Genomic DNA, 25,892 nt, shown 5'->3' with positions numbered 1-25,892 from the left:
GGGTCAGTCGGTGTCCGCGGTCGGGCTCAGGAGCAACATGCAGACGTCGTCGTCGTAGGAGTGGCCGCGCAGGGCCGAGGACAGCAGTTCGTCGGCGGCCCGCTCCGGGTGACCGCCCGTTCGAAAGGCGGTTCCGAAGCCCTCCGCCAGACGGGCGATGCCGTCGTCGATGGACTCCCCACGGCGTTCGACCAGGCCATCGGTGTACAGCAGCAGTGCTCTGCCCGGCGGAATCTCCACGCGGTGGTCGGTGTGGGTGAGGTCGACGGGGAGGCCCAGCATGCCGCCCGATGGCATCTCGATCGGGGTGGCCTCGCCCGGCGCTTTGCTCAGCAGCGGTGGCGGGTGCCCGGCCGAGGCCATGGTCACCTCGGAACCGCCCTGTCGGAAACGGATGATGACGGCCGTGGCGAACAGGTCCGGTTCCAGACGGTCGAGCAGCCGGTGCAGGAGCCCAAGAAGGGCGGCCGGGCTGCGCTCGTCCACCGCGTAGGCGCGCAGAGCGGTCCGCAGCTGGCCCATGGTGACCGCGGCGTGGATACCGTGCCCGGTGACGTCCCCGACCACGCCGATGTACTCGCCGTCATCCAGGGGGAAGACGTCGTACCAGTCCCCGCCCACGTTCATGCCGTCCTCGGCGGGGAGGTAGCGGGCGGTGAGTTCCAGTCCGGGGACCCGGGGCAACTGGGTGAGCATGGCCCGTTGGAGCGCGGAGGCGGTGTCGCGCTCGTGCTCGAAGCGCTGGGCGTTGTCCAGCGCCGAGGCGACCCGGCGGGCGAGCTCGCCCAGCATCAGGCTGTCGTCCTCCACGTCGGCGACGCGGTGCAGCACCATGGCCCCAAGCGACTCGGAGGGCAGCAGTAAGGGGAAGGCCGTGCCACGCACTCCGTCGCTCTTGGGCTCGCCGTCCACGGGAAGGCGCTCACTCACCGCGCGGACGACCTCGGCCGGAGGTTCCTGCGTGTCGGAGCCGCCGAGGGCGACCAGGGTGTCGTCCTCGGCGCACACCCAGAGGTCGACCGCCAGCGCGTACGCCGGAACGAGGAGTTTCTCCAGGCGCCCGTAGATCTCCGGGCGCTGGAGAGTGGTCATGAGCTGGGCGCTGGCCGCTGACAGAAAGGTCAACCGGTTGCGTGCGCTCTCGGCCTCGTCCCGCGCCGCGCGCTCGGCACGCAGCAGACGACGCTGCTCGTCGCTGGCCTGGGCGAGTTCTGCGTGCAGTGCCAGAACACCCTGGTTGGTCTCCTCCAGCTCCCTCTGGTGCGAGGCGAGTTCGTCGGCTCGCTCACGGGCCAGGCGGGCCACCCGCAGGTGGCGGCGGTCGTCGGCCAGCTGCTGGACGGACAGTAGTTCGACTTCGGAGACGTCCTTCGCGGGACCTTCCCTTCCCTGCCCAGGCCTCGGCAGGGGGCTCTCGAGGTTCAGGGTCCCGACCCAGGCCTGCGCTTCCCGTCCGTCCCCCGCGACGGTGACCCGCAGCACGCGGTGGTCGCTCGACACTTCCAACCGCACCTCACCGGGCCGACCGGACTCCACCTGGTCCAGCGCGCGCTCAGTGGTGACGGACAGGAACTCCGCCGCGGCGTCCGGGGCGTGCGGGGCCGCTCGCAGGATGTGCCCGATACGCGCGCGGGCCAGAGCCACGTCCACCGGGGAGCGGACGGCTTCACACAGGAGATGGTGACTCATACCGTCTTCCCCTCGAAGCGTTCGGTGTGCAACACGACAGCGACGGCGGTGTCGTCCCGCAGGGGGCGGGCGGCACTGCCCGCGTCACGGAAGACCCGTCCGGCGATCAGCGCGGCGTCATGGTTGAGCAGGCGCTCGACCCCGTCGGGGGACCAGCGGCTGGGAAGCCCATCGGTGTAGAGCACGAGGAGGTCGCCCCGGTTCCACACCCGGCGAAGCGGTACCGGGGTGCGCAGCCCGAACGCACCGACGATGCCGGGCTGGGAAAGCAGGGTCTCCCAGCGCCCACCGCTGTACAGCCGGGCGCTCACGTTACCGACCCCGCAGAAGGTCAACCGGTGGGCCGACTCGTCGATGTCGGCGATGGCCAGGGCGGCGCCCCGGGTGGACCGCAATTCGGTGTGCAGCAGACGCAGCAGTGCCTCGGGGGGCTCCCCGGCCTGACGTCGCACCGTGCTGGCGGCGGTGTCGCTGGCCTCCGCCGCCGCGGGCCCGTGCCCGAGGCCGTCAGCGAGCATGACAGTGCGGTGTCCCGAGCCGCTGCGGAAAGCCAGTCCGTCGCCGGACTCGGGACGACCGCCGAGCGGCAGGTGCAGGCCTCCGGTGATGGCGGGACCGACGAACAGGGCGCTGTGCTCGGGCGCGGCGATGCGGGCCAGGGCGAGGGTGCCCCGCCCGGGGGCGCTGTCGATCTCGAAGTGGTCGCAGGCCCGAGCGCAGGCGCCCAGTCCGCTGCCGAGCGAGCCTCCGGTGGAATAACCGTCGGCCATGGCCCCGGACACGTCGGGGATACCCGGTCCGTGGTCCAAGGCGAGGATCTGCAGAGCGCGGGCGTTGCCCCAGTCGTCGCGCGCCACCTCGGCGACGATCCGGCCCCCGCCCGCGTACTTGACCGCGTTGGTCGCCAGTTCCGTAGCGGTCAGGGCGGCGTCCGCGGCCCTGGCCGGTCCCAGGCCGGCCGCGGCGGCAGCTTCCTCCGCGGCCTCCCTGGCCCGGCGGACCAGTGTGGAGTCACCGACCGCCACGTCCCAGACCCTGGTCATCGGAGTCCATAGGGTGCGGGGCCCGACCACAGGGTGATGGTGACAGTGGTGCCCTCGCCCGGTTCCGTGTTCACCGAGAACTCATCGACCAGGCGCTTGGAGCCGCTCAGTCCCATACCAAGCCCTCCGGCGGTGGAGTAACCGTCACACAGCGCCTGTTCGACATCGCTGATGCCGGGCCCGTCGTCACCGAAGGTCAGGGAGAGCCCCTGGCGGCCCCGACTGTCGCAGACCTCGTCCATGGTGACGGTGCCCCCGCCGCCGTGGACGAGGGTGTTGCGGGCGAGTTCACTGGCCGCGGTCACCAGCTTGGTCTGCTGGACCAGGCCGAACCCGAGCTCCAGGGCCAGGGTGCGCACACGCTGACGCACGGTTATGAGATCGGCGTCACTGCGGACCGGAAGGCTGACGGTGGTGCGCTCATGGGTGCTCACGACGGTGTCCGATCGTTGCCCCTGGCGGCGGATCGGACACCGGTGTCCCGGATCTCGACCCCGAACCGGGAGGCCGCCTCGGTAACGTTTCGCGCGGTCTCCAAGCCGGGGAGGGTGAGCCCCAGCTCCACCAGGGTGATGGCGACGCCGGGACGCATGCCCACCAGCACAACCTGAGCGGCCAGCAGCCGGGCGCTGGCGGCCACCTCTGCCAGGACCCTGGCCAGGAAGGAGTCGACCATGTCGAGTCCGCTGATGTCGATGATGACCCCTCGGGCTCCGGTTCTGGACACGGTGAGGGTCACGTCCGTCCGCAGGTCGACGGCCGCGTTGTCGGGGAGCTCCCCCTGGATGCTGATGAGCAGGACGCCACCCAGGTCCAGAACGGGAACGGGGGATGATCCAGGCTGCACGGTTGTGGTCCGATCGGTCTGTCAGCGGCGGGGCACGAACCCCTGGTCCTTGTCGCTCTGCCGTTCCAGCGCCAGTTCCAGCGCGTCGGCGAGGGTGGCCCGGGTGGTGACCGGGCCGAGGTCGAGTCCTAGCTGGACGATGGTCTGGGCGATCGCGGGCCGGATGCCCGAGATCACGCAATCGGCCCCCATGAGGCGGGCGGAGGCGACGGTCTTCATCAGGTGCTGGGCGACGAGGGAGTCGACTGTGGGCACCCCGGTGATGTCGAGGATGGCCATGGTCGCGTTGTGCTCGACGACGGCCTCCAGGAGGTTCTCCATCACCACCTGGCTGCGGGCGCTGTCGAGCATGCCGATCAGGGGGACGGCCACCAACCGGTCCCAGAGCTTGATGACCGGGGTGGTCATCTCCATCAGCTGCTGGCGCTGGCGGTCTACGATGTCACGGTTCTCCTGGAGCGTGGTCTCGATGACCACCACTCTGAGAGTGGACAGAAGCTCGGTCCACAGGAGCCGGGCCCGGAGCGCGTCCGCCTCGTCCGTTTCAGCCGTCTCGCGCTCCAGGACCTCGACGGGGGCCGCACCGAGCGCTCCGACCTCGCGGTCGACCTGGCCGATGGAAAGCCCCGAGCGGGTCCTCGAGGCGCTCATCGCGGCCAATTGTTGCCGGATCGATCCGAAACCCGGAGCGTCGATGTCACCCACCCTGCCGCTCTCAGCCACCTGGGCCAGAGATTCGAGGACCGCGTGGCAGGCTTCCACCGCCTCATCCCTGGTGACGGTGAAAACCGCTTGGAAGAGCGGCAGGTCCGCCCAGCGCTGGGCGATCTGCTCGTTTCTCACCCTCAGAAGCCGCGCCACCGTCTGTGGCGCGTTCCCTGCCGGGGGGACTTCGGTCATGTGGATCCCATCGTTTTTTGGTTGCCGCCCGACAACTGTCTACCAGAAGGCCGCCGGAACTGTCGGTTGTCGACCCGGCCCCTCGCTCGGGAGGGATCCCCACCGAGGGCGAGCGGACCCGGCGCGCTCGGTGCCGGAGGTCAGCCCTTGCCCCACCAGTCGAGGCACACGACCAGGGCGTCATCCTCACTGGTCGAGCCCTGGCGGTAGTCGGTGAGGTTGCGCAGGATCTCCTGGGGCACTGAGGCCGCGGGGAGCAGCCGGGTCGAGAGGATCGAGCGCGCCAACGCCCGGGCACCGAAGAAGTCGGATCCGGGACCGTAGGCGTCAAAGACCCCGTCACTGACGAACACGAGCCGGTCCCCGCGCTGGACCATGAAGTGCTGCGCCGTGTAGATGGTGTCCTCCGCCATACCCAGCGGCATCTGGGCCTCGAAGGGGTAGTGGATCACCGTGTCGTCCCGCAACACGTACAGACGGGGCGATCCGGCATCGACCACCTCAACCTCTCCGGTGGCGGGATCGAAGGAGAGAAGGAGCACATCAAGGTAGCGCTCACCGGAGTGCTGGGCGTAGACGGCCTTGTCCGCGAGAGCGACCTGGTCGGCCAACGGGACCCCGGCCCGCCGGGCGTTGCGCAGGGCGTTGACGGCCAGGCTTGTCAGCAGGGACGCCTCGATGCCCTCCCCCATACCGTTGGTGACGCTGAGCAGGAGGCGGTCGCTCCCGGCCGACCAGTCGAAGTTGTCACCGTGGATGGCGTAGGCGGGCTCCAGCTGCGCCCCGAGGCTGTACTCGGGGCATTCATAGGCGCGGCCCGCCAGCAGGTCCCACTGCATCTCGGCTGCCAGGGTGAGGCGGTCGCGGCGCCGAATCTCCCGGTACAGGTCGGTGTCCCGTTCGGCGACGAGGAGTTCGTGCCCCAGGGTCCTCGCGATCCGCTCCAGTTCGCGGAGGACGCCTCGGTCCGGTTCGGCGGTGGGCAGCTCCACCACGAGAACACCCAGACGGTCTCCCCGCACACTCACCGGAAGACGAACGACCGATCGTCCGGCACCCGCGAACTTCTCCACCAGGCTCGTCTGGGATCCGAAGGCCCGGCCATCCACGCTGTTGAACAGCGAGTGCTGCCTGGGGTGCTCGTTCGGCTCGGTGACGTAACACAGTGCCGTCATTCCGTAGTCGGCCAACAGAAGATCCACTGCCAGCACGCTGTAATGCGCTCCCAAGGCACCGCGGAGCGCCGTCAGCAGTCCGTCGGGCTTGGCCTGTTGCAGGGCCCGTACGACCGCCTCGTAACCGTTCAAAGTCGTCAACCTGTGTTTTCTGTGCGGGATTCTCTGCGTGTCCACCGGGTTGTGGGCTGGACACGGTCGGCGGGCACGGAACCGGGCGTTCCGTTATGGTCTTGGAGATACCCGACTGCCGACCAAGGCACGGGTTCGACCCACAACCGTGATGTGGTGAGGCTGGAAAGTGAGTGCTGAATCGCAGGACAAGGCGTATGACGCCACCCGGATCGCCTCGGAAGCGACCGAGTTGGTCGAGGTGCTGTGGGGGCGGGGGCGCGCGGTGGCGACCGCTCCGGTATCGGCGTCCCAACTGAAGGTTCTGTTCATTCTCGAGAATGAGGACGGTGTGAACCTCAGGACCGTCACCGATCGTCTGGGCTCCACCCCTCCATCTGTCAGCAGGCTGTGCGACCGCCTGGAAGCAGTCGGTTTCGTGAACAGGACCTCCAGCCCCAACAGCCGTCGCGAGTTGAGGGTCTGGCTGACCGAGAGTGGGCGCTCCTTCATCCGGGACCTGCGCGACCGGCGGGAGCAGGAGCTCCACGCGGTCGTCGCCCTGATGCCCCCGAGGAAACGAGCGATGCTGCTGGAGGGACTCACCGCCTTCCGGGAGGCGGCGAACCGTGCCGACAGCGACGCCGGAGGGGCTGAACGCGAGCAGCGTGGCTTCCATTCAGCGTAAGCCACACTGCTCGCGTCTTCCTTCGAGAACAATGCCCACAAGGTTAATTATTGTCAAGAAGCAACATTTATGATGCCTGCCGCACAGACCCGCGCGTACCGACCCGGGCCCACGGGAACCAGGCCGTGAGCCTCACCGGATCCGGGCAGGAGGGCGGGCACGGCCGCCCCCGAGTCAACGGCTGTGTGGGCCCGCACCCGGTCCGTAGCTGACGACGACCGCTCCGACCACTACGGCCCGGGCCGACGGCACCGGATCCCGGCGCCGCCCCGCGGCTGCCCGCGCCAGTGCGAGGCGGCTTCGAGCAGGGGCAAGAGATCCCTTACGGGGGTATCGCTCGAGGGGTGCGTGCCACGTGGCACGCACCCCTCGGCGCAAGGACAGAACGAGTTCGGTCAGATGATCGGGGGGCGGCCAGCTCGGGTCATCCGCCAGGCGGTCTTCCAGCTGATGGGGGTGCGCGGGCCCGCGTCCTCGCGCCAGCCCTCGCGGAAACCGGCGAACCAGGACTTGAGTGCGGCGCGGTCCCGCTCGCGCAGCACCGTGAGGCCCACCCAGGTGCCCAGGTAGGCGAAGGCCAGCAGCCACGGGAGGTTACGGCGGGCCAGCCACACCCGGTTGCGGGCGTTGAGCCGGTAGAAGTTCTCGTGCCGGGTCGGTGCGACGGCCGGGTGGTACATCACAGCGTCGGCGTCGTACTCGATGGTGTACCCGGAGTCCATGATGCGCCAGGCGAGGTCGGTCTCCTCGTGGGCGTAGAAGAACTCGCCGGGCAGGCCGCCGCCCTCGTCGAAGGCGGTGCGGCGGACGGCGCTGGCGCCGCCGAGGAAGGTGGTGACCACACTGGACTTGCGGGAGTCGCCCACGCGCAGCCGCGGTACATGGCGGCGCTGGTCGGGGCCGCCGTCGGGGTCGGCGATGCGGAACGACAGCGCTCCCAGGGCCGGTTCGGCGGCGAAGCGTTCACGCACGTGCCTAGCCAGGTCCATGGACCGGTACCAGCCGTCGTCGTCCAGGAACAGGACGATGTCGCCGCTGGTCGCCCGCACGCCCTCGTTACGGCCCGCGGGGATGCCCACGTTCTCCGGCAGGCGCACCGTGGTGACGCCCTCCGGCAGCTCGGGCAGGTCGGCGCCGTTACCGACGACGACGACCTCGACGTCCGCACCCTCCTGCTCGAACACGCTGGTGATCGCGCGGCGCAGCTCGGCCGGGCGATTGCCCATGGTGAGCAGAACGCAGGACAGGGTGGGCTTTCCGGTACCGGGCACCTGGGAGCTGCTCCGTTCGGCTCCTGGCGCGCGGGTCGAACGCGTGGCGGACGCGTCGGAGCCTTGCGGGGGAGGGATCACGGGTGTGGCCATGGTTGCGACCGTTCAGTGGACGTCGTGCGACTGGCAGGTGTACACCTGCCAACTTTCGCAGAAACAGACTAACGAAAGGATAAAAACGAAGTGTACGGAGCCGTGAACGGGGTATCGCTCACGGCTCCGTAGGAGACGTCAAAACGTCATCATCGCGTTACTCGAGGCGGCGGGAGGCGAGCACGCTCACGAAGTGCGCGAAGCTCATCAGAACCGCCACGCCCGCGCAGGCCACGACCAGGATCCGGGTGGCCATCAGGTCCCCGAGGAAGAGGTCGGCCACGGCCGCCACCACCACGATCAGGGACAGCTCGACCGCCTGGATCAGGCGGTGCACCTTCAGCATGGAGGCCAGGCGGCGGGCCAGGCTCAGCCCCGAGGACTTCGGCTTCATGGCCTCCTCGGAGATCTTCTCCGGCAGGCCGGCCTTGGCCCGGGCCACCACAACGTTGTCGGTCTCGGCCTTGATCAGAACGACACCGAGCGCAGCGGTCATGCCCAGGATGACCCAGCCGCCCGCCTCGAACTCACCCTGGGCGCGGATGCCCAGGCCGATCAGCAGGGCGACCTCGGACACGTAGTGCCCGATGCGGTCCAGGTAGATCCCGGCCACGCTGGTGCGGCCGGTGTAGCGGGCCACCTCGCCGTCGGAGCAGTCCAGCAGGAGGTAGATCTGCACGAACACGGCGGCGAGGATCGCCGACCACAGTCCGCCGAAGGCCACGATCACACCGGCCAGCACGCCGAAGACCATCATCAGGTAGGTGATGGGGTTCGGCGGCACGCGCAGGCGCACGAAGAGGGTCGTCAGGTACGGGGAGATGTCCCGCATGTAGAGACGGCCCGCCCAGTGCTCCTCATTGACGCGCTCCTTGATCCCCGCGGGCTGGCCGCCCGCGCGGACCTCAGCGACCGACGGCTTCGACATAGTCCGCGACACTCCGCCCGATCTCGTCCTCGGAGAGGTTCAGGTGTTCAAGGATGGTGAACCGGCCCGGGCGGGTGCCCGGGGCGTGGGCCACCGCACGCGCGAACGAAGCCTCGTCGAGACCGACGTCGGAGGGCACGATCGGCAGGTCGTGGCGGATCAGGCAGTTCCTGATCTCATCCATCCGCGCCTGCGGCCAGTCCAGGTGCTTGACCCGCAGGTAGGACGCGTACAGCGCACCCAGACCGGCGAGCTCACCGTGGTTGCTCGTACCGGGGTAGAGCTGGGTGATGGCGTGCAGGATCTCGTGGCAGGCGCCACTCGCCGGGCGGCTGGACCCGGCGACCACCATGGCCATGCCGGACAGCACCAGGCCCTCGGCCAGGATCTTGATGAACCCCTCGGAGTCGATCGAGTCGGGGCGGTGCAGGACCGCCTCGGCGGCCACGCGCGCGAACGTGACGGCCATGCTGTCGATCGGCTCGTCGTTCACCTTCCCGGCGAGCTCCCAGTCCTCGATGGCCGAGATGTTGCTGACCACGTCACCGATACCGGAGCGCACCAGGTGTGGCGGGGCCGCCCGGACGTAGTCGACGTCGATGACGATCGCGAGGGGCATGGTGACGCCGATGGACGGCTTGCCACCCTCGTGCTCCAGAGAGCTGACGGGAGAGGCGATGCCGTCGTGGGCCAGGTTCGTGGCCACGGCCACCATCGGGATGCCCGCCATGGTCGCGGCGAACTTGGTGACGTCGATGATCTTGCCGCCGCCGATACCGGCCACGGCCTCATAAGCACCGGAGCGCAGCTTCTGGCCCAGTTCGGTCGCCGCGTCGACGGTGCCTTCCTCGACCTTGAAGACCTCGCAGTTGGGCAGGTCGAGGTCAGCGGCGATCTGTGCGCCCTGGCCCGGGCCCACCGCGACGGCGATGCGTCCCTCGGTGGCGATCCGGCGGTCGGACAGCACCGTTCCGAGCGAGGCGATGGCTCCCCGGCGAACGTCGATCGCCAGCGGGGAGGGGAGCATTCGGGCTAGTAGTGGCACGCGATCTCCCTTGCCTTGGCCAGGTCGTCGTGGTTGTCGACCTCGACCCAGTCGACCTTACCGATGGGGGCGACGGAGATCTTCTCACCGCGGCGGACGAGCTCCTGATAGCCGTCCTCGTAGTACAGCTGCGGGTCGCGCTCCCAGGTGGCTTTGAGGGCGTCGGCCAGGCGCGGGGCCAGCGAACCCTCGATGAGGGTGGCGCCGATGTACTCACCCGCGGCGGTGGCTGGGTCCATCAGTTTGGTGATGGTGCTGAGGTGGCCCTCGTCGTCGAGGGTCACCTTCATCTCCTCGTCGGCGAGGGTTTTCACGTTGTCCACCGCGAGGAGGAGTTCCGGGCCCCGGGCGGCGAGTAGCGTTTCCTCGACGCTCACCGGGTGCACGGTGTCGCCGTTGACCAGGAGGACGCCCTCGGAGAAGAACTCACGCGCGGTCCACAGGGAGTAGGCGTTGTTCCACTCCTCGGCCTTGTCGTTGTAGCTGAGGGTGAGCTTGACGCCGTGGCGCTTCTCCAGCGCCTCCTTGCGCTCCTCGACGGCCTCGGCTCGGTAACCGACCACGACGACGACGTCGGTGAGCCCGGCGGCGGCCAGGTTACGCAGCGAGATGTCCATGATGGTCGTCTCGCCGTCAACAGGCACCAGGGCCTTGGGCAGGGTGTCGGTGTAGGGGCGCAGACGGCGCCCCGCGCCTGCGGCGAGAACCATTCCGAGCATGAGGGCGTGTTCCTCCTTAGTGCGAGGAGGCTCTCACGCCTCCCCGTTCGTTCCGGCGGCCGGTTGGCCCCCGTCTCCCCGGCGGGTGATCGGGTGATCACCCAGGACGGCGGCGTTGTCGCCGCCCTGCGTGACGGCGCTGACGCCCACGTCGGTCACCGGTGTGGCGCTCCAGGTGCGCACGGCCTCGCGGACGAGCAGGATCGCCAGGTATGCGGCGAGTATGCCGTAGGCGGTGGTGAGGGCGGAAAACGCGCCCCCGACCGCGATGACGAGCATCCGACCGTCCCAGCCGAGCGCGGCGCGCCGCACCCACACCGGTCGGCTGACACCGACGGCGGGCCGTGCGACGTCGTCGCGATGATGGCAGACGACCGTCATCAAGAGTACGAACACCAGGGGACCGGGTACGCCGGACGCGAGCCCGACGACCGCCAGGTAGCTGTACTCGGTGACGCGCAGGATCGGGGGTACGAGCCAGTCGTACCGCCCGTCGTGGGGGTGGCCCGAGGCCAGACCGGACAGTAGCAGGGCAGCGGCCGGTGCGAACAGGGTAATGCCTGTGAGCTGTCCCCCGTCAGCCGCGATCAGCCCCAGGACGACGACGGCCGCGGCGACGGCGGTGAGCAGCGGCGGAGCCAGTCCCGGGACGATCCTGCCCAGCAGCACCCCGATGTGACTGTCATCACGAAGAAGGCGCAGGTCGGGGATGGTGGGCACGAAGCGTTCCCGCGTGCTCGGGGGCTCCTCCCTCGCCTCCCTCGCGCTCATCGGCGCTCCCCCTGGGAGGAGGGATCGACCAGCTCCCCGGTGATCGCCACGACGCAGCCGACGATCAGGCTGAGGAAGGCGATCCGCGCGTCCACGGCCACGGTGGCGACGGCGATCACGAGGAAGCGGGTCGTCTGACCGAAGGCCATGACCCGCCGAGCCAGGAGCACCGGCGACAGACCTCCGTCGACTTCCGGCGCCACCGGGGAAGTCACTGAGGGGGCGACTGTCGCAGCCGCGCTTCCGGTGGAGCCAGGCCTGGGCGGAGGCACCCGAAAGCCCTCAGCGCGACGCTGCGCGGGCGGGGCGAGCGGATTCGCCCCCGAGCCCCCCGAGGCTGCCGCGGGGGCCGAGCGGGCCACCAGGAGCGCGTCACGCAGGGCCAGGGCGATCAGCGCTCCGGCGGCCCACCCCCAGGCGCTGGTGAACCCGGCGGCGGCCGCCCCGAAGGCGAGGCCGACGTAAACGGCGTACTCCCGGAGCTGGGCGGCAATGGAGGCCGTCCAAACGGTGAGGGCGTCCCTGCGGTTGGCCCGCATACGGGAGCGGACCGCGTCACAGAACAGGACCAGCCCGAGCAGCGCGGACCCGGCCAGGGCGCCGGCGAGGTCGGCCCGACTGAACCAGACTGCCGCGGCGACCGCCAGCAGGACACTGATCCGGGTCACCCCCGAACGGGTGACGTGCCTGCGCTCCAACATTCGCGCGGTCGCCCGCGCCACTGTGCCAGCCATGCCCGTGCCCTCCCAGTTTCAACTGAGAGTCACCGTCGCCTACGCTCTGTGTGCAATCAACCACTGACACGCGTATGGCCGCCGAGATGCCGCTTTCAGCCCTCCGAGGGCGTTCCGGACAGGTCCGGACGCGAAAGAGCGCACCTCCGGAACAGTCCGGGGTGCGCTCTTTCGTCAGCCTTCGGGGGGATTCGCCCACATCAGGCGGCCTGACCGCCATCCTTGCCGTTGGGCTTGTCAGCGGAGTCGGACTCAACGGCCTGCTGCTCCGTGTCGACCTTCTTCTCCGCCTCCTCGGCCCGCTTCTTCTTGGCCGCGTCCTTCTTCTTGCGCTCCTCGATCTCCACCTTGGTGTCCGCGTTGTACGCGGCCAGGGCGGAGTCGATGTCGGTGTCCAGGGCGAGCGAACCGCCCTTGATGTACAGACCGCGGTTGCAGAAGCGGCGCAGGTCATGCTCGTTGTGCGAGACCAGCACCATCGTGCGCTCGTTGGCGAGCATGCGGTCGATGGCCTCGTAGCACTTGCGCTTGAAGGCCTTGTCGCCCACCGCGAGCACCTCGTCGACCAGCATGATCGGGTGCTCCAGCTGAGAGATGAGCGCGAAGCCCAGGCGCACCTTCATACCGCTGGAGTAGTGCCGCACCGGGGTGTCGATGAACTTCGGCTTGACCTCGGCGAAGTCGACGATGTCGTCGAAGCGCTCGTCGATCTCCTTCTCGGTCATGCCGTGCAGCGAACCGACCAGGTACACGTTCTCGCGCCCGGTGAGGTTGTCGTTGAACCCGGCGCGCAGCTCCAGTAGCGGAGCCACCTTGCCGTGCACGCTGACCTTGCCCTCGTCCGGGATGAGCACCCCGGCGATCATCTTGAGCAGGGTCGACTTGCCGGTGCCGTTCTTGCCGACGATGCCCACGCAGTCGCCCTTGGCGATGTCGAAGGAGACGTCACGCAGCGGCCAGAACTCGTTGCCCTCGGCGTTGGGGTCGCGCTTGCTGCCGTGGATGAACATCTCACGGAGACTGCGCTTGCGGCGGCGGTTCACGGCGAACTTCACACCGAGGCCCTTGGCCTCGATGACCGGGCCGCTGGTGACCGCGGCCTCGTAGGTGGACGCCATCACAACTCCTTCAGAACGGACATCTCCAGACGGCGGAACGTCCAGTATCCGATGACGAACATCAGGATGGAACCGACCACCGCAGAGGTCAACGCGAGAGCACTCGGCGTTAGTTCCGCGTACTCGGGGAACCACACCGTGCGGTGCATCTGGAAGATACCCATCAGCGGGTTGAGCTCGTAGAGCGTCTTCGCCCAGCCAGGCGCACTCGAATCGAGCACCATGGCGGCCGGGAACAGGATCGCCGAGCCGTAGAACAGGATGCGAGTCAGGATACGTGTCAGCCGTTCCACGTCGCGGAGCAACACGTTGACCGCGGACAGGAACAGGGTCACTCCCAGACCGAACATGAAGGTGAGCACGATCGCCAGCGGCAGCCAGAGGAGCATGCCCTCCCAGCTGAACTGGCCGCCCATCGCGAACACGAAGATCAGCAGGACCGGCCAGGTCAGCAGGTACTCGACGAACTTGGTGCTGACGGTGGCCATGGGGAAGATCTCACGGGGGACCTTCATCGTGGTGATCAGCTTCGAGTGAGTGATCATCGCGCGCGGTGCCTCGCCGAGGATCGACCCGAAGATCGTCCAGGGCAGGATCCCCGCCACGAGGAAGAGGATGTAACCGCCGTGCTCCATGGCCTCGGGCGGCATGCCCCGATCCGCATTGAGCACGACGCCGAAGACGAAGAAATACACCATCGTCAGCGCGAGGGGTTCCAACATCGTCCAGGCGTAACCCAGCACGGACTGCTGGTACTTGACCTTCAGGTCGCGCCGGACCAGGAGGCCGACGACCTTCCGGTGCTCCCAGACGGCCAGCGTCCTTGACGCCACCGCCACCTCCAAGGTTTGAGATCGTCCGGTTCACGATGTGCCGGACTGTCGCGTCTATCGAAATCGCCTGCGCGCACCAGCCGTCTACGCGGTCACACGGTCGGACCCTCACCGGACCGGAACGGGGGTGTTTCGGATGACCGAGGGATGTCACGAACCGCGCCCGGCTCCACGACCGCATCAGAGGAGGTATGGACCGGGCACGCCAAACAGGCGTCCATAGGTTACCGCTGCATCGGACAGACCGTGCCAACCACGTGCCGCGTACCCCACATCCGCATCATTCCCGCCCACCTCGCCTTCATCCGGTTCGGCTAGGGTCAGCGACTGACATCCCGCCTCAGGAAAGTTGGGAAGCAATGTCCGCAGGTCCGCGGGTGATCGCGGCGGTTCTGGCCGGAGGGGTCGGGGCCCGGATGGGCGCGCCCTCCCCCAAACAGCTGCTGCCCCTGGAGGGTCGGCCCATCATCGAGCACTCGATCGCGGCCTTCGAGGCCAGTCCCGAGGTGGACGAGATCGTGGTGCTGATGGTCGAGGAGTACGTGGGGCGGGTCGAGGACATCGTCGCCGAGGCCGGTTTCAGCAAGGTCTCCCGGGTGCTTCCGGGCGGGGCGACCCGGACGGACACCTCCTACGCGGCGCTGTCGGCGATGGCCGGGGCGGCCGACTCCGACCTGGCGCTGCTGCACGACGCGGCCCGACCGCTGGTGCGCGCGGGGACGATCGCCGCCTGTGTGGCGGCGCTCGGTTCGGCGGGGGCCGTGGGTGTGGCGGTGCCCAGCGCCGACACCGTGGTGCGGGTGGCGCCGGGGCACACCGGTGGCGAGGTGATCGCGCAGACCCCGGACCGTTCCCGACTGCGCAGGATGCAGACCCCCCAGGGTTTCCGGCTGGGGGTGGCCCGGCGCGCCTACGAACTGGCGATGGCCGATCCCTCGTTGGTGGCCACCGACGACTGCGGGGTGGTGCTGCGGTACCTGCCCGAGGAGGAGGTGCGGATCGTGCCGGGTGAGGAGACCAACATCAAGGTGACCAACCCGGGTGACGTGGAGGTCGCCGAAACCCTGCTGCGCCGGATGCGCGCGCACGCGGATCCGGGTGCACCCTCATGAGCGGGATCTTCGGGGCCACCGCGGTGATCGGCCACCGGGGCGCGGGCCGGGGTGTGGTCGACGGCGCGCTGGAGAACACGCCCGTCTCCTTCGAACTGGCGGCGCGGACCGGCGCGGACTGGATCGAGATCGACGTGCGCCGCACCGCCGACGACCGGCTGGTGCTCTTCCACAACGCGGCGCTGGACGACGGCCGCGCGATCGTGGACCTCACCGAGGAGCAGTGCCGGGCGGCGGGCCTGGCCGGTCTGGAGGAAGGGCTGGCCGCGATCCCGACCGAGCTGGGCCTGGACGTGGACGTCAAAACGGTGATGGAGGACGGGGTGGACGCCCCGGCCCGGCGGACCCTGTCCCTGGTCCTGCCGTTCCTGCGCCGGGAGGCCGAGCGGCGCAGGATGTTCGTCTGTTCTTTCGACCCCGGTCTGCTGCTGGGGGTGCGCGAGGGCGCTCCGGGGGTCGCGACGGCGTGGATGCCCTACGTGCGCAACCCGGCGGACACGGCGGTCCCGGGAGCGGTGGGCATGGGCTGCCCGATCGTGGCGGTGGACGCCCGGGCGCTGGGATTGTCGGGGGAGAACCCCCGGCCGGGCCGCCGGGAACTGGAGTACACGGTGGAGACGGCGCACCGGGCCGGGTTGGAGATGATCTCCTGGTGCCCGGACCCGGTGGACGCGGCGCGGTTCGCCCGGGCCGGGATGGACGCCGTGGTCGTGGACGACGTCCCCGGCGCGGTGGCGGCGCTGAAGGAAGCCACCGAGAGCACCGAGTGAGGCGGGAACCGCTCAGATGCGGTCGAGGAGTTCGGCCTTCTTCGCGCTGAACTCCTCGTCGGTGAGCAGTCCCTTGGCGTGGAGATCGCCGAGCCGTTCGATCTGCTCGAAGATCCACGTGGTGTCGGCGCCCGCGGGGGCAGCGTCCGGTGCGGGTGCCGGGGCGGGCTCGACCTCCGGGGGCCGCTGTGCCCCGGCCGGCCCCTTCGGATCGTCCTCGCCGACCTTGGCTCTCCCCAGGCCGGGCAGGTTCAGGGTCAGCCGCGGCCCGCGCATGACCTCCATGGTGTTGCGGGCCGCCTCCTTCCACCACTCCGGGTCGTCGAAGCCGGGCGGGGCCTCCTCGGTGTCGTCCGCGCCGGATTCGAGCACGGGTCTGGTGGCCCCGCCCAGCGTCCAGCGGTGCGCGGTCACCGCGGCGGCGAGCAGGAGCACCTGGTGGATCTCGTTGCCCTCCTCACCGGCGCGCAGCAGGTTGAGGTCGTTCTTGGGTTTGGCCGAGGTGCCCTCGGCGTTCTTGCGGGTGATGAACCGGACGAAGCCCCAGCCCCAGTCGTCCAGGGGCATCCACTCCACGCCGGTGATCTCGGCGAGGTCGTACTCCCGGCGCTGTTTCTTCTTCTTGTAGCTGCTCGCGTAGCTGCCGCCCCAGACCAGGGTCAGCCGGCCGGCCTCCAGGCGCGCGGTGCCCTCACAGGTCCTGATGTGCAGGGGCAGGGCGGGCACCAGGCGCGTCGGGGTCGCGGGGTCGGGCGGTCCGGCCTGACTGGCGGCGAACGTGATCTGGTCGGCCAGGTACTCCGCGACCAGCTCGGTCTTGGCCGGACCGGTCAGCCGGAAGGGCTCGGACTTCTCGTCGAGCATCGCCCCGACGGCGGCGTAGGGGTCCATGCGGTCGTGCATCCGCAGGTTCATCACCCAGCCTTTCTTACGCCCGGCTCCGGGGAGGAAGTCCACGCCCTGGACCGCGGAGACCGGGAGTTCCACACTGCCGAGCAGTTTGAGCAGCGGGCTCTTGAACCAGCCCTTGGTCTCGTACCTGATGGAGATCGACTCACCGTCGAACACCCAGGCGGCCTGGTCCCCACGCAACTCGTCCATGTCTCCCTCTCCGACTTTCCTTGGTCCCCTTGCCTAGCAGAACGTCCGCCCCCGTTCGAGGGCGGACGCCGTCCGCATGTGGCCGCTCGGGGCGGCGGGATTCGGGTCAGGCGGTCTTGGAGCCGCTGTTCGACCGGGCGGTGCGGGAGTCCGCGCCGAGCCCGGGCGGGCTGGTGATGAAGCCGACGCCCCACGACATGTGCATGGTGGCCAGCGCGACTGGGATGAGCGGCCACGAGGAGGCGGGCAGACCGCGGGTGAGCGGCACCGATGCGGCGGTGATCAGGGCCAGGTAGGCGCCGGGCACCAGCCACAGCGGCCAGAAGAACGCTCCGCCGACCAGACCGACGGTGATCCCGGCCACGGCCACCGGCGGGGCCAGGTAGCGCAGGTTGATCGTGCCCTTGTGCTGGCGGGCGACCACGCGCCGCCAGCGGCCGTAGTGGAAGTACTGCTTGGCCAACAGCTTGATGTTGCGGCGCGGACGGTAGGAGACCTGCATCCGGGGCTGGAACCAGACGGTGCCGCCGGTGGTGCGGATGCGGTGGTTCATCTCCCAGTCCTGCGCGCGCAGGAAGGCCTCGTCGTAACCGCCGACCCGCTCCAGGGCCGAGCGGCGGAAGACGCCGAGGTAGACGGTGTCAGCGGGACCGCCCTCACCGCCGGTGTGAAAGCGGGCATTGCCCACGCCCACCTTGGAGGTCATGGCGGCGGCCACGGCCTTCTCCCAGGGAGTGGTGCCCTCGGCAGCCATGATGCCGCCGACGTTGTCGGCCCCGGTCTCGTCGAGGGTCTCCACCGCCACCTTGAGGTAGTCGGAGGGCATCATCGCGTGGCCGTCGATGCGGGCGACGATGTCGTGCGAGGAGGCGCTGATGGCGGCGTTCAGCCCGGCGGGGGTCTTGCCGGTGGGGTTGTCCACCACCTTGACCCGGGCGTCGGCGGCGGCGAGGCCGTCGGCGACCTCGCGGGTGCGGTCCGAGGAGGGACCGACGCCCAGAACGACCTCGAGCTCGCCCGGGTACTCCTGGGCGAGGACGTGCTCCACCGCTGCGGCGAGGTGGCGCTCTTCGTTCAGTACGGGCATGACGACGGAGACAGGCGGCCAGGACACAGGCACTTCCCAAGGTCAAGACTGTCGGGACTGCGCCGGCTCCCCGGGGCCTTCACGATGGCACGGCATGAAGGTGTCGCGGGGGCTTGACGCGCGCTCAACGGTACTGCACGCGGCCCGGGGATCCGGACCGCTCGGCTCCGCCGTCACACCCGGGGATCAGGACTTGTTCTTGATCGGCAGGCCGTCCGAGTCCTTGAAGTTGCCCGTGACGACCATGATGAAGTCGATCAGGGCCCAGATGCCGAGACCACCGCAGGTGAGGATCATCAGGACGCCGGTTCCGGTCTTACCGGTGTAGAAGCGGTGGACGCCCAGACCGCCGAGGAAGAAGCTGAGCAGGACGGTGGTGAGCCAGTCCTTGGGGGACAGGGCCTCGGGGTGCTGCGGGTACGCGTTCATTTCGTTTGACTCCAGGGACATGAGGAGGGAGTTGGGGGTGACGGACGTACCGTCCCCTGACAGGCGGGGACGCGTGCGACAGCGGGCTGCCGGTACTTCCACCCCGTATGGGGCGACATGCATGACGCCGTGCAGGTCGGAGCGGTTTACATGATTTCCCGGAACCAACGCGGTCGTTCCCGGCTCGAAACATATGGGGGGCAACACGCCGAGGGTTGACATCCCGCGCCCTTCGGCCGATCGGGTGACAACCTAGGTACCAAGGACACCGCTGAACGGGTGGGACGGGGACGCCGATGAGCGACGAGGACGCCGGACGGCGCAGGACGACGGGCGAGTTCCGACGCGAACGCTCGCAGCCCGTACCACCCGGTGATCGGCGCTCCCCGAGGTCCGGCCGGGTCACCGTGCCCAGCGCGCGGGTGCGCCGCCACCGCAACGGCCTGCTGCTGATGAGCGTGTTCTCGGTGCTGGTCCTGCTCGCCTCGGGCACCTCGTGGGCGATCACGGGGTGGGTGTCGGGCTCCCTGAACCGGTTCGACGTGTTCGGCGGGCTGTCCGACGGCGAGCGCCCGGCGGAGACCGGGGGGCTGACCTTTCTCGTCATCGGCTCCGACAGCCGGGGCGAGATGAGCAAGGAGGACCAGAACGCGCTCAGTGTGGGCTCCACCCCGGGGCAGCGTTCGGACGCCATCATGCTGGTGCGGCTCAACCACGAGCGCGACCACGTCACCGTGATCGGCCTGCCCCGCGACCTGTGGGTGGACATCCCCGGCGAGGGTGATGACAAGATCAACGCCGCCTACGCCTACGGCGGCCCCCAACTAGCGGTCCAGACCGTGGAGTCGGTCACTGACGTGCGCATCGACCACTACGTCGAGGTGGACTTCAACGGGTTCGTGGACGTGGTCGACGCCCTGGACGGGATCGACGTGTGCCTGCCCGAGGCGATCAACGACCCCAAGGCGCACTTGGACATGGAGGCCGGTACGCACCGGGTGGACGGCAAGGAGGCGCTGGCCTTCTCCCGAACCCGGGCCACCGCCCGCGGCGACCTGGACCGGATCGACCGCCAACAGCAGGTGCTGTCGGCCATGCTCGACCGGGCGATGAGCACCGAGACGCTCTCGAACCCGACCAAGCTGACCGCGTTCCTGGACAGCGCGCTCTCCTCGGTGACGGTGGACGAGGGACTGGACACCAGCACCATCAACGACCTCGCCTACCAGATGCGCGACCTCGACCTCGGTGAGGTCACCTTCGCCCAGGTGCCCATCGCCGACATGAATCACTGGACCCCGCGCGGCGACGTCGCCCTGCTGTGGGACGAGCCCGCAGCGCGGGAGATGTTCGCGGCGGTCAACGCCGACCGCCCGTTGGTGGAGCCGGAGCCCGAGGCCGAGGACGACGGCGAGGAGACCGAGCCGGTTCCGGGCGACATCAGCCTGCGGGTGTTCAACGGCACTGCCACCCCGGGTCTGGGGGCGCAGCTGGACAACCAGCTGGCCACGGCCGGGTTCGACGTCACCGACGGCGCGGAGAACTGGAGCAGCCGGGACGTGGCCCGCACGGAGGTCAGGTACGGTCCGGGTCAGGAGCGGACCGCCGAGTACCTGGCCCAGACCCTGCCGGGGTCGGAGACCGTGGAGGACCGCACCCTGGACGACGGCCTCCAGCTCGTGATCGGATTCAACTACACGACGTTCGAAGCCCCCGAGGTCGTGGAGCCCGAGCCGGAGGAGGAGCCCTCCGCCGGTACCGAAACGGCCACCACGACCGCGAAGGACAACATCTGCGGGTGACCATCTGAGGTGGTCCCCGCCAAGGAAGGGTTAGCGTGCTCCGCCACCTGGTCGGCCTGCTCGCCGGTATCGCCCTGGCCCCCGCCCTGTGGGTGGGCATCGCCTGGTCGGCCGACCTCTTCCCGAAGATCACCCAAGGTGATGTGAGTGTGACAACCGTGTTGTCCGTGGTGGTGCTGTGCCTGATGGGGATAGTGGGCGCCTACCTGGTGGCTTCGCGGCTCTCCCCGCTGACAGCGGGCGCTGCAGGGACCCTGCTGACGGCGCTGTGCCTGTGGCCGGTCCTCTCCCCCGCCTCGGTGGAGTCGGCCCTGTACTGGATCAACGACGAGGTCTTCCTCTACCCGAACGGAGCTGGGCTCGGCGTGGCCCTGCCCCTGGGCGTCCTCCTCCTGGGTTCGGCGGTGTCGCCGACCCGCTGGCGGGCGGCAAACGACCTCGGCTCGGCGGGTGTTCCGGTCCGGGAGCGGGTGGTGGCCAGCACCAGCCGGGAAGACTACGCGGGACGGTCGGGGTCGGACACCGTGGTCGAACCGGATCAGCCCTGGAACGACGGCGGCCCTGTGGGCGACACCGTCCCGGACGTCCCCCCGCCCACCTCACCGATCCGCGAGTATGACGATCCGAACAAAACCACGACACCGTTTCGCCGCGGGGAGACCGGTGCCGTGTGGACCCCGCTGGACGAGGACCCCGGCCACACCCGGTCGTTCGGCGACGGCAGGTACTGAAGTCACGGTCGGGCGCCTGCCGCGTATTCGCACAAACGCTCCTCCCCGGTACGTACCGGCTCCCACCCGCCGGTAATCTGTGCGCCTGACTGTTCACGTGTTGTTCGGTCACGCGCCAGACCCCGACGCGTAGGGTGATGCACCGTCCCCCCACGGACAACCCGTCGGCCGAACCATGTCCGTTTTCTGCCCTCCTGCGGGATGTGAGCCGTCATGAGCGGGCACACCAGCAGACGAGGCGCGTGCGGAAGCGAGGAAGGAACACCAGTGGTCGAAGCGGAACGCATGCGGGTATCCGTCATCGGAACCGGCTACCTCGGCGCCACCACGGCCGCCTGCCTGGCCGAGATGGGCTACGAGGTCATGGGCCTCGACGTCGACGAAGCCAAGATCGATCTGCTCCGCTCCGGCAAGGTCCCCTTCTACGAGCCCGGGCTCGCCGAGCTGCTGACCGAGAACCTCCGGACCGGTCGGCTGCACTTCACCACCGACTTCGCCGAGGTCGCCGCCTTCGCCGACCTGCACCTGATCTGTGTGGGCACCCCGCAGCGGGACGAGTCCGGCGCCGCGGACCTGAAGTACGTCAACTCGGCGATCGACAACCTCGCCCCGTACCTGACCCGGCCGACCGTGGTCGTGGGCCGTTCCACCGTCCCGGTGGGCACCGCCGCCACCCTGGCCGCCCGGCTCTCCGCCCTGGCGCCCGTCGGTGAGGAGGCCGAGCTCGGCTGGAGCCCGGAGTTCCTGCGCGAGGGCTTCGGGGTGAAGGACACCCTGCGGCCCAACCGCATCGTGCTCGGCACCGACTCCCCCCGGGTGGAGAAGGCGGTCCGCGCACTCTGGCAGCAGCAGGTGGACGAGGGCATCCCCTTCCTGGTCACCGACCTGCAGACCGCCGAACTGGTCAAGGTCTCGGCCAACGCCTTCCTGGCCACGAAGATCTCCTTCATCAACGCCATGGCCGAAGTGTCCGAGGTTGCGGGCGCCGACGTCATCCAGCTCGCCGAGGCGCTGTCCTACGACGACCGCATCGGCGGCAAGTTCCTCGGCCCCGGCCTGGGCTTCGGCGGTGGCTGCCTGCCCAAGGACATCCGGGCGTTCATGGCCCGCGCCGACGAACTGGGTGTGGAGCCCGCGCTGTCCTTCCTACGCGAGGTGGACGCGATCAACCAACGCCGTCGGGCGCGCACGATCGACATCGCCCGCCAACTGATCGGCGGCAACTTCGCCGGACGCACCGTCGCGGCGCTGGGCGCGGCGTTCAAGCCGAACTCCGACGACATCCGGGACTCGCCCGCGCTGGACGTGGCCTCGACCATCGCCTCCCTCGGTGCCCACGTAACGGTCTACGACCCGCAGGCACTGGAACGGGCCCGCGAGGCGCACCCGGAGCTGAACTACGCGGACTCCATGCTGGAGGCCGTCCGCAACGCGGACGTGGTCCTGCTGCTCACCGAGTGGGCGGAGTTCCGCGAGGCCAACCCCGAGGAGCTGGCCACGGTGGTCGCGCAGAAGCGGATCGTGGACGGCCGCAACGCCCTGGACCCGACCTACTGGCGCGCCTCCGGCTGGACCTACCGCGCCCTGGGTCGCCAGTAGCCCCCGTTTGTTCGCACTGAACGGCCGCTCCGTCAGGGGCGGCCGTTGTTGTGCATCCATGATTAACTCCATTCAGTATCAATAACCTCACCCTGAGTGACACTGAATGGAGTCCAATGCGGAAGTTCCCCGTGCTGGTCGGCACCGCCCTCGCCCTGCTCCTGACCGCGGGCCCGGCCACCGCCGAGCCGGTCTCGGAGTGCCCAGTCCTGGTCCCACCGCCCACCGCGGAGGACATGGAGCGCTACCTGTGCGGCGACTCCCGTCTCGGCCCGGCTGACCTGCCCGAAGAAGGCCCCGTCGGCAGCCTGGTCGAGGGGTACGACCGCCTCGGCGGCCTCTCCCCGACCGAGTTCCTGGACCGCTGGTGGACCGCCGACGGCAGCTGGGACTACCCGGAACACGACGGCTTCGTGGTGGCCGACGGCCAGCCCCTGAAGGAGCTCCAGGAACTCCCCCGGGGCTGGATGTTGGACCGCTTCGGCTCCCCGTGGGGTTCGTTCCTGGCCCCGGCAGGCGCCCCCTACTCCGAACGAGCGCTCCCGCCGAACTCCCTGAACACCTGGCCGGACGGGCCTGAGCACAACTACAACTGCTACGAGGTCACCCAACCGGTCACCGCATGGGTGGGGCCGATCGCCCCGCACTTTGAACAGCCGGGCGGCGGTGAACAGCTCCTGGTCCCAGTCGAGGCAGTCCCCGAGGCCGAGGGCGACGGCCACGTCCCGGTCAACGACCTCCTTGACTGGGGCTACCTGGACCAACGCCCCACCGAGGAGTGCGTCCTCCCGGAGGGATACCGGTTGAGCGCCTAGCGCTTGGGGCCAGCGCAGCAGGAAAAGCCGCCGATGGCCGGGGCGCCAGCGCACCCGGTCCGCCAGCTCGTCAAGGAAGCCCTCCCGAGCCCACGCGGCCTGTCCCTGGACCCCCTCCCCGGCGAGTGTCCAGGGACAGGGCGGTCACCGGGCCGTGTCCCCAACCCGGATGACCCGGCGGCCGCTTTGACCGCTGTGCAATAACACTTCCGCCATGGCCCGGACGCTACTTCGCGGGTACGTCTTCCGCATCCGACGAGGGTTGCGGCACCACAATCTCCGCCAGGACTGCGAAGCTGGCTGCGACCGCTCGACCAGCAAGCACGAGGAGCATGACCATGGCGACCACACGAATCTCGACCGCGCACTGGGAGGGAGCCCTCCTGGACGGGGCGGGCCAGGTGTCCCTGAACTCGTCCGGACTCGGCACCTTCGATGTCACGTGGGCGTCCCGCGCCAACGACCCCGAGGGCCGGACAAGCCCGGAGGAACTGATCGGCGCCGCACACGCCTCCTGCTACTCGATGGCGTTCTCCAACGCCCTGGCCCAGGCGGACACACCTCCCCGGAGCGTGGACACCACGGCATCCGTGACCTTTCAGCCCGGCGAGGGGATCACCGGCATCCACCTGGACGTCGTGGCCGATATCCCGGGGATCTCCGAAGAGAACTTCCAGCGGATCGCCGAGGACGCCAAGACCAACTGCCCGGTTAGCCAGGCCCTCAAAGCCACCAAGATCACGCTCAAGGCCACTCTGCACTGAGTCTTCGATTTTCCCGGGTTCCGGGATTCCTGGGCCCTGGGGTTCTCGGGGCTTGGGATTCCTGAGGGTTCGAATTCCCGGGCAGAAACCTGGCTGCGAACTCGGGGGAAGCGATTCCTACGCCGCTTCCCCCGCCCAGGTCACGGTGTCCCTCTGCGTGGCAGTGACGCCTGGCCGTGTCGCGGCCGGTCACGCCTGCCTGCGAACGACAACCGCGACCCCGCCAGGCCCCCGAGCACAGTTTCGGCCCCTGTTTCGAAGATGATCTTGCTACCAGAAGCAAGTTCAGCGCCGATTTCGCTTCTGGTAGCAAGATCACCGGGGATGAGGGGGTTTCGGAAGCAGCGGACAACCCCAGACGCAGGTTACGGACACCCTGGCTTGCCCAGGGCCAACACCACAGCGCTGAACCCAGCCCTCACCGCCGGGTGCCCGATGGCACGCTCGACCGGCCGTGACACGCGGTCCGGTCCGCGCGGGGCTGGGGAGACCGGGGCCGTCGCTGCCGCTTGTCCGATGGCACGCTCGACCGGCCGTGACACGCGGTCCGGTCCGCGCGGGGCTGGGGAGACCGGGGCCGTCGCTGCCGCTTGTCCGATGGCACGCTCGACCGGCCGTGACACGCGGTCCGGTCCGCGCGGGCCTGGGGAGACCGGGGCCGTCGCTGCCGCTTTTCCGCCATCCACCTTGACCGGCCGCGACACGGCCAGGCGTTGCGCGCAGAGCGGTGGAGGGCACCGGCTGAAGGCCGAGGTAGTGAGTAGTTGGCCCCTTTCGGGGCCCGTCTGCCACCCCGACCACTCCTGCCCCGTTTCCCGATAGCCGCCCACCGCCGTTGCAGCGAAGCGGGTCAAGGTGGAGCGCCCTCCGGGCGAAGCCCTCGACGCGACGACCTTGACGCGCGCAGCGCAGACGGCAACCATCGAGCGGCGGGAAACGGGGGAACCCGAGGAACCCCACACAACGCAGGAAGCCCGGCAGGGATCAGGAGGAGTACAGACCCGTTTCAGGTGCGGCCGGGGGCGCGTTCGTCCGGTTTTGTCGCATTCATGGAGTCGATCGTACGTACGTATACATCGAGGATAAATAATGTACGTACGTCAAAATGCTAGGGTGTGCGCCATGAGCCAACGCGAGGACCTGCTGGCCGGCGCGAAGAAGTGCCTGATCGAAAAGGGCTACAGCAAGACGACCGCCCGGGACATCGCCGCCGCCTCGGGGGCGCACCTGGCGTCCATCGGGTACCACTTCGGGTCCAAGGATAACCTGATGAACACCGCGGTGATCGAGGCGACCAGTGAGTGGGGAAACGTCTTCGACAGGGCCGTGCGGGAGACCGCGACCGGGAGCCCCGAGGAACGGATCCGCCTGTTGGTCACCGTGCTCTTCGAGAGCATCCCCGAGCAGCGGGACCTGATGGTGGCGGGGGTCGAGGCCTACGCCCAGTCGCCCTTCAACGAGGACATCCGGGCGGCGCTCACGGAGGGGCACCAAGAGGCGCGCCGGGAGCTCGCCGCGCTGATCCTGGACGTGCCGTCCGACCAGGTCGACCCGGGCACCGTCGCCGGGCTGGGCTCGATGATCTACAACATCGTCACCGGATACGTGCAGCAGTACATCGTCGACCCGAACTCCCTGCCCACTGTGGATCAGGCGATGGAGGGCCTGCGAGCGCTGGTGAGCCCCGGCACCTGAGGCACCGGGGCTCGGAAGCCGA

At 69.2% G+C, this 25,892-nt stretch carries 26 protein-coding genes; 9 read left to right on the top strand and 17 right to left on the bottom strand.

Going from position 1 to position 25,892, the window contains the following annotated elements; translation table 11 throughout:
• Nucleotides 1-3: 3 nt before the first annotated feature.
• The 6 genes from D457_RS0122165 to D457_RS0122140 all read right to left on the bottom strand — a co-directional run bounded on the left by D457_RS0122165 (nucleotide 4) and on the right by D457_RS0122140 (nucleotide 5,786).
• Complete coding sequence (locus D457_RS0122165; protein WP_017582870.1) at nucleotides 4-1,689, bottom strand: PP2C family protein-serine/threonine phosphatase; 1,686 nt, start codon at nucleotides 1,687-1,689, stop codon at nucleotides 4-6.
• Nucleotides 1,686-2,732, bottom strand: coding sequence for a SpoIIE family protein phosphatase (locus tag D457_RS0122160; protein WP_017582869.1), 1,047 nt, complete (start codon nucleotides 2,730-2,732; stop codon nucleotides 1,686-1,688). The genes D457_RS0122165 and D457_RS0122160 overlap by 4 nt, the downstream gene beginning before the upstream one ends.
• Complete coding sequence (locus tag D457_RS0122155) at nucleotides 2,729-3,166, bottom strand: anti-sigma regulatory factor (RefSeq protein WP_017582868.1); 438 nt, start codon at nucleotides 3,164-3,166, stop codon at nucleotides 2,729-2,731. The genes D457_RS0122160 and D457_RS0122155 overlap by 4 nt, the downstream gene beginning before the upstream one ends.
• Entirely contained in the window at nucleotides 3,163-3,579 is a 417-nt protein-coding gene (locus D457_RS33125; RefSeq protein WP_017582867.1) for an STAS domain-containing protein, read from the bottom strand. Before D457_RS33125 ends, D457_RS0122155 begins: the two co-directional genes overlap by 4 nt.
• Nucleotides 3,580-3,600: 21 nt before the next feature.
• Nucleotides 3,601-4,479: an STAS domain-containing protein gene (locus tag D457_RS0122145; protein WP_026116900.1), complete on the bottom strand. Its 879-nt coding sequence runs from the start codon at nucleotides 4,477-4,479 to the stop codon at nucleotides 3,601-3,603.
• 140 nt (nucleotides 4,480-4,619) lie between these two features.
• Nucleotides 4,620-5,786, bottom strand: coding sequence for a PP2C family protein-serine/threonine phosphatase (locus tag D457_RS0122140; RefSeq protein WP_017582865.1), 1,167 nt, complete (start codon nucleotides 5,784-5,786; stop codon nucleotides 4,620-4,622).
• A 169-nt stretch (nucleotides 5,787-5,955) separates the two neighbouring features.
• Here D457_RS0122140 and D457_RS0122135 point away from each other — a divergent pair, with 169 nt between their 5' ends.
• Nucleotides 5,956-6,453, top strand: coding sequence for a MarR family transcriptional regulator (locus D457_RS0122135; protein WP_017582864.1), 498 nt, complete (start codon nucleotides 5,956-5,958; stop codon nucleotides 6,451-6,453).
• A 395-nt stretch (nucleotides 6,454-6,848) separates the two neighbouring features.
• Here the strand turns inward: D457_RS0122135 and D457_RS0122130 are convergent, their stop codons facing one another.
• From D457_RS0122130 to D457_RS0122095, 8 genes are all read right to left on the bottom strand, one after another.
• Nucleotides 6,849-7,679 carry a glycosyltransferase gene (locus tag D457_RS0122130; RefSeq protein WP_193374533.1) on the bottom strand — a complete coding sequence of 277 codons (831 nt, stop codon included), beginning with the start codon at nucleotides 7,677-7,679 and terminating at the stop codon, nucleotides 6,849-6,851.
• Between the two features lie 295 nt (nucleotides 7,680-7,974).
• The gene (locus D457_RS0122125; RefSeq protein ID WP_017582862.1) at nucleotides 7,975-8,745 is read right to left on the bottom strand and encodes a CDP-alcohol phosphatidyltransferase family protein; all 771 of its coding nucleotides are present in this window, start codon (nucleotides 8,743-8,745) and stop codon (nucleotides 7,975-7,977) included.
• Nucleotides 8,723-9,772: an iron-containing alcohol dehydrogenase family protein gene (locus D457_RS0122120; RefSeq protein WP_017582861.1), complete on the bottom strand. Its 1,050-nt coding sequence runs from the start codon at nucleotides 9,770-9,772 to the stop codon at nucleotides 8,723-8,725. Before D457_RS0122120 ends, D457_RS0122125 begins: the two co-directional genes overlap by 23 nt.
• Nucleotides 9,773-9,777: 5 nt before the next feature.
• A complete protein-coding gene (locus D457_RS0122115) occupies nucleotides 9,778-10,509 on the bottom strand; it encodes a phosphocholine cytidylyltransferase family protein (protein ID WP_017582860.1) in 732 nt (243 codons plus the stop codon).
• Between the two features lie 33 nt (nucleotides 10,510-10,542).
• Nucleotides 10,543-11,280, bottom strand: a complete 738-nt coding sequence (locus D457_RS0122110; RefSeq protein ID WP_017582859.1) for a DUF5941 domain-containing protein — start codon at nucleotides 11,278-11,280, stop codon at nucleotides 10,543-10,545.
• Nucleotides 11,277-12,014, bottom strand: a complete 738-nt coding sequence (locus D457_RS0122105; RefSeq protein ID WP_017582858.1) for a hypothetical protein — start codon at nucleotides 12,012-12,014, stop codon at nucleotides 11,277-11,279. Before D457_RS0122105 ends, D457_RS0122110 begins: the two co-directional genes overlap by 4 nt.
• 200 nt (nucleotides 12,015-12,214) lie before the next feature.
• Nucleotides 12,215-13,024 carry an ABC transporter ATP-binding protein gene (locus tag D457_RS0122100; RefSeq protein ID WP_449406555.1) on the bottom strand — a complete coding sequence of 270 codons (810 nt, stop codon included), beginning with the start codon at nucleotides 13,022-13,024 and terminating at the stop codon, nucleotides 12,215-12,217.
• Between the two features lie 107 nt (nucleotides 13,025-13,131).
• Nucleotides 13,132-13,977 carry an ABC transporter permease gene (locus D457_RS0122095; protein ID WP_017582856.1) on the bottom strand — a complete coding sequence of 282 codons (846 nt, stop codon included), beginning with the start codon at nucleotides 13,975-13,977 and terminating at the stop codon, nucleotides 13,132-13,134.
• A gap of 347 nt (nucleotides 13,978-14,324) precedes the next feature.
• Between D457_RS0122095 and D457_RS0122090 the strand changes: the two genes are divergently transcribed.
• Together D457_RS0122090 and D457_RS0122085 are read left to right on the top strand one after the other, a co-directional pair.
• A complete protein-coding gene (locus D457_RS0122090) occupies nucleotides 14,325-15,077 on the top strand; it encodes an IspD/TarI family cytidylyltransferase (RefSeq protein WP_017582855.1) in 753 nt (250 codons plus the stop codon).
• Nucleotides 15,074-15,847 carry a glycerophosphodiester phosphodiesterase gene (locus D457_RS0122085; protein WP_017582854.1) on the top strand — a complete coding sequence of 258 codons (774 nt, stop codon included), beginning with the start codon at nucleotides 15,074-15,076 and terminating at the stop codon, nucleotides 15,845-15,847. The genes D457_RS0122090 and D457_RS0122085 overlap by 4 nt, the downstream gene beginning before the upstream one ends.
• A gap of 12 nt (nucleotides 15,848-15,859) precedes the next feature.
• On the opposite strand, the gene D457_RS0122080 is transcribed toward D457_RS0122085, so the two are convergent.
• The 3 genes from D457_RS0122080 to D457_RS0122070 all read right to left on the bottom strand — a co-directional run bounded on the left by D457_RS0122080 (nucleotide 15,860) and on the right by D457_RS0122070 (nucleotide 18,464).
• Nucleotides 15,860-16,948, bottom strand: a complete 1,089-nt coding sequence (locus D457_RS0122080; protein WP_017582853.1) for a DUF4429 domain-containing protein — start codon at nucleotides 16,946-16,948, stop codon at nucleotides 15,860-15,862.
• 106 nt (nucleotides 16,949-17,054) lie between these two features.
• Nucleotides 17,055-18,062, bottom strand: coding sequence for a glycosyltransferase family 2 protein (locus tag D457_RS0122075; protein ID WP_017582852.1), 1,008 nt, complete (start codon nucleotides 18,060-18,062; stop codon nucleotides 17,055-17,057).
• A gap of 159 nt (nucleotides 18,063-18,221) precedes the next feature.
• Nucleotides 18,222-18,464 (bottom strand): TM2 domain-containing protein, encoded by a 243-nt coding sequence (locus D457_RS0122070; RefSeq protein ID WP_017582851.1) that lies wholly within the window; start codon nucleotides 18,462-18,464, stop codon nucleotides 18,222-18,224.
• A gap of 296 nt (nucleotides 18,465-18,760) precedes the next feature.
• Between D457_RS0122070 and D457_RS0122065 the strand changes: the two genes are divergently transcribed.
• From D457_RS0122065 to D457_RS0122035, 6 genes are all read left to right on the top strand, one after another.
• Entirely contained in the window at nucleotides 18,761-20,266 is a 1,506-nt protein-coding gene (locus D457_RS0122065; protein WP_017582850.1) for an LCP family protein, read from the top strand.
• Nucleotides 20,267-20,301: 35 nt separating this feature from the next.
• A complete protein-coding gene (locus tag D457_RS0122060) occupies nucleotides 20,302-20,997 on the top strand; it encodes a hypothetical protein (RefSeq protein ID WP_017582849.1) in 696 nt (231 codons plus the stop codon).
• 267 nt (nucleotides 20,998-21,264) lie between these two features.
• On the top strand, nucleotides 21,265-22,596 hold the full coding sequence (locus D457_RS0122055) for a UDP-glucose dehydrogenase family protein (RefSeq protein WP_017582848.1): 1,332 nt from the start codon (nucleotides 21,265-21,267) through the stop codon (nucleotides 22,594-22,596).
• Nucleotides 22,597-22,712: 116 nt separating this feature from the next.
• Nucleotides 22,713-23,411, top strand: a complete 699-nt coding sequence (locus D457_RS0122050) for a TNT domain-containing protein (RefSeq protein WP_017582847.1) — start codon at nucleotides 22,713-22,715, stop codon at nucleotides 23,409-23,411.
• Nucleotides 23,412-23,749: 338 nt separating this feature from the next.
• On the top strand, nucleotides 23,750-24,175 hold the full coding sequence (locus tag D457_RS0122040; RefSeq protein ID WP_026116899.1) for an OsmC family protein: 426 nt from the start codon (nucleotides 23,750-23,752) through the stop codon (nucleotides 24,173-24,175).
• A 1,122-nt stretch (nucleotides 24,176-25,297) separates the two neighbouring features.
• A complete protein-coding gene (locus D457_RS0122035) occupies nucleotides 25,298-25,870 on the top strand; it encodes a TetR/AcrR family transcriptional regulator (RefSeq protein ID WP_026116898.1) in 573 nt (190 codons plus the stop codon).
• The last annotated feature ends 22 nt before the right edge of the window (nucleotides 25,871-25,892 follow it).

The organism is Nocardiopsis valliformis DSM 45023 (assembly GCF_000340985.1).
GTDB lineage: Bacteria > Actinomycetota > Actinomycetes > Streptosporangiales > Streptosporangiaceae > Nocardiopsis > Nocardiopsis exhalans.
The sequence above is the reverse complement of the archived record's forward strand: the minus strand, read 5'-3'. Positions and strand labels throughout refer to the sequence as shown.

Bases quoted from the DNA above. Each gene is read 5' to 3' on its own strand.
- D457_RS0122165 (WP_017582870.1), bottom strand. From the start codon at position 1,689: ATGAGTCACCATCTCCTGTGTGAAGCCGTCCGCTCCCCGGTGGACGTG.
- D457_RS0122160 (WP_017582869.1), bottom strand. From the start codon at position 2,732: ATGACCAGGGTCTGGGACGTGGCGGTCGGTGACTCCACACTGGTCCGC.
- D457_RS0122145 (WP_026116900.1), bottom strand. From the start codon at position 4,479: ATGACCGAAGTCCCCCCGGCAGGGAACGCGCCACAGACGGTGGCGCGG.
- D457_RS0122130 (WP_193374533.1), bottom strand. From the start codon at position 7,679: ATGGGCAATCGCCCGGCCGAGCTGCGCCGCGCGATCACCAGCGTGTTC.
- D457_RS0122125 (WP_017582862.1), bottom strand. From the start codon at position 8,745: ATGTCGAAGCCGTCGGTCGCTGAGGTCCGCGCGGGCGGCCAGCCCGCG.
- D457_RS0122120 (WP_017582861.1), bottom strand. From the start codon at position 9,772: ATGCTCCCCTCCCCGCTGGCGATCGACGTTCGCCGGGGAGCCATCGCC.
- D457_RS0122115 (WP_017582860.1), bottom strand. From the start codon at position 10,509: ATGCTCGGAATGGTTCTCGCCGCAGGCGCGGGGCGCCGTCTGCGCCCC.
- D457_RS0122110 (WP_017582859.1), bottom strand. From the start codon at position 11,280: ATGAGCGCGAGGGAGGCGAGGGAGGAGCCCCCGAGCACGCGGGAACGC.
- D457_RS0122105 (WP_017582858.1), bottom strand. From the start codon at position 12,014: ATGGCTGGCACAGTGGCGCGGGCGACCGCGCGAATGTTGGAGCGCAGG.
- D457_RS0122100 (WP_449406555.1), bottom strand. From the start codon at position 13,024: ATGTTCATCCACGGCAGCAAGCGCGACCCCAACGCCGAGGGCAACGAG.
- D457_RS0122090 (WP_017582855.1), top strand. From the start codon at position 14,325: ATGTCCGCAGGTCCGCGGGTGATCGCGGCGGTTCTGGCCGGAGGGGTC.
- D457_RS0122085 (WP_017582854.1), top strand. From the start codon at position 15,074: ATGAGCGGGATCTTCGGGGCCACCGCGGTGATCGGCCACCGGGGCGCG.
- D457_RS0122080 (WP_017582853.1), bottom strand. From the start codon at position 16,948: ATGGACGAGTTGCGTGGGGACCAGGCCGCCTGGGTGTTCGACGGTGAG.
- D457_RS0122070 (WP_017582851.1), bottom strand. From the start codon at position 18,464: ATGAACGCGTACCCGCAGCACCCCGAGGCCCTGTCCCCCAAGGACTGG.
- D457_RS0122065 (WP_017582850.1), top strand. From the start codon at position 18,761: ATGAGCGACGAGGACGCCGGACGGCGCAGGACGACGGGCGAGTTCCGA.
- D457_RS0122050 (WP_017582847.1), top strand. From the start codon at position 22,713: ATGCGGAAGTTCCCCGTGCTGGTCGGCACCGCCCTCGCCCTGCTCCTG.
- D457_RS0122040 (WP_026116899.1), top strand. From the start codon at position 23,750: ATGGCGACCACACGAATCTCGACCGCGCACTGGGAGGGAGCCCTCCTG.
- D457_RS0122035 (WP_026116898.1), top strand. From the start codon at position 25,298: ATGAGCCAACGCGAGGACCTGCTGGCCGGCGCGAAGAAGTGCCTGATC.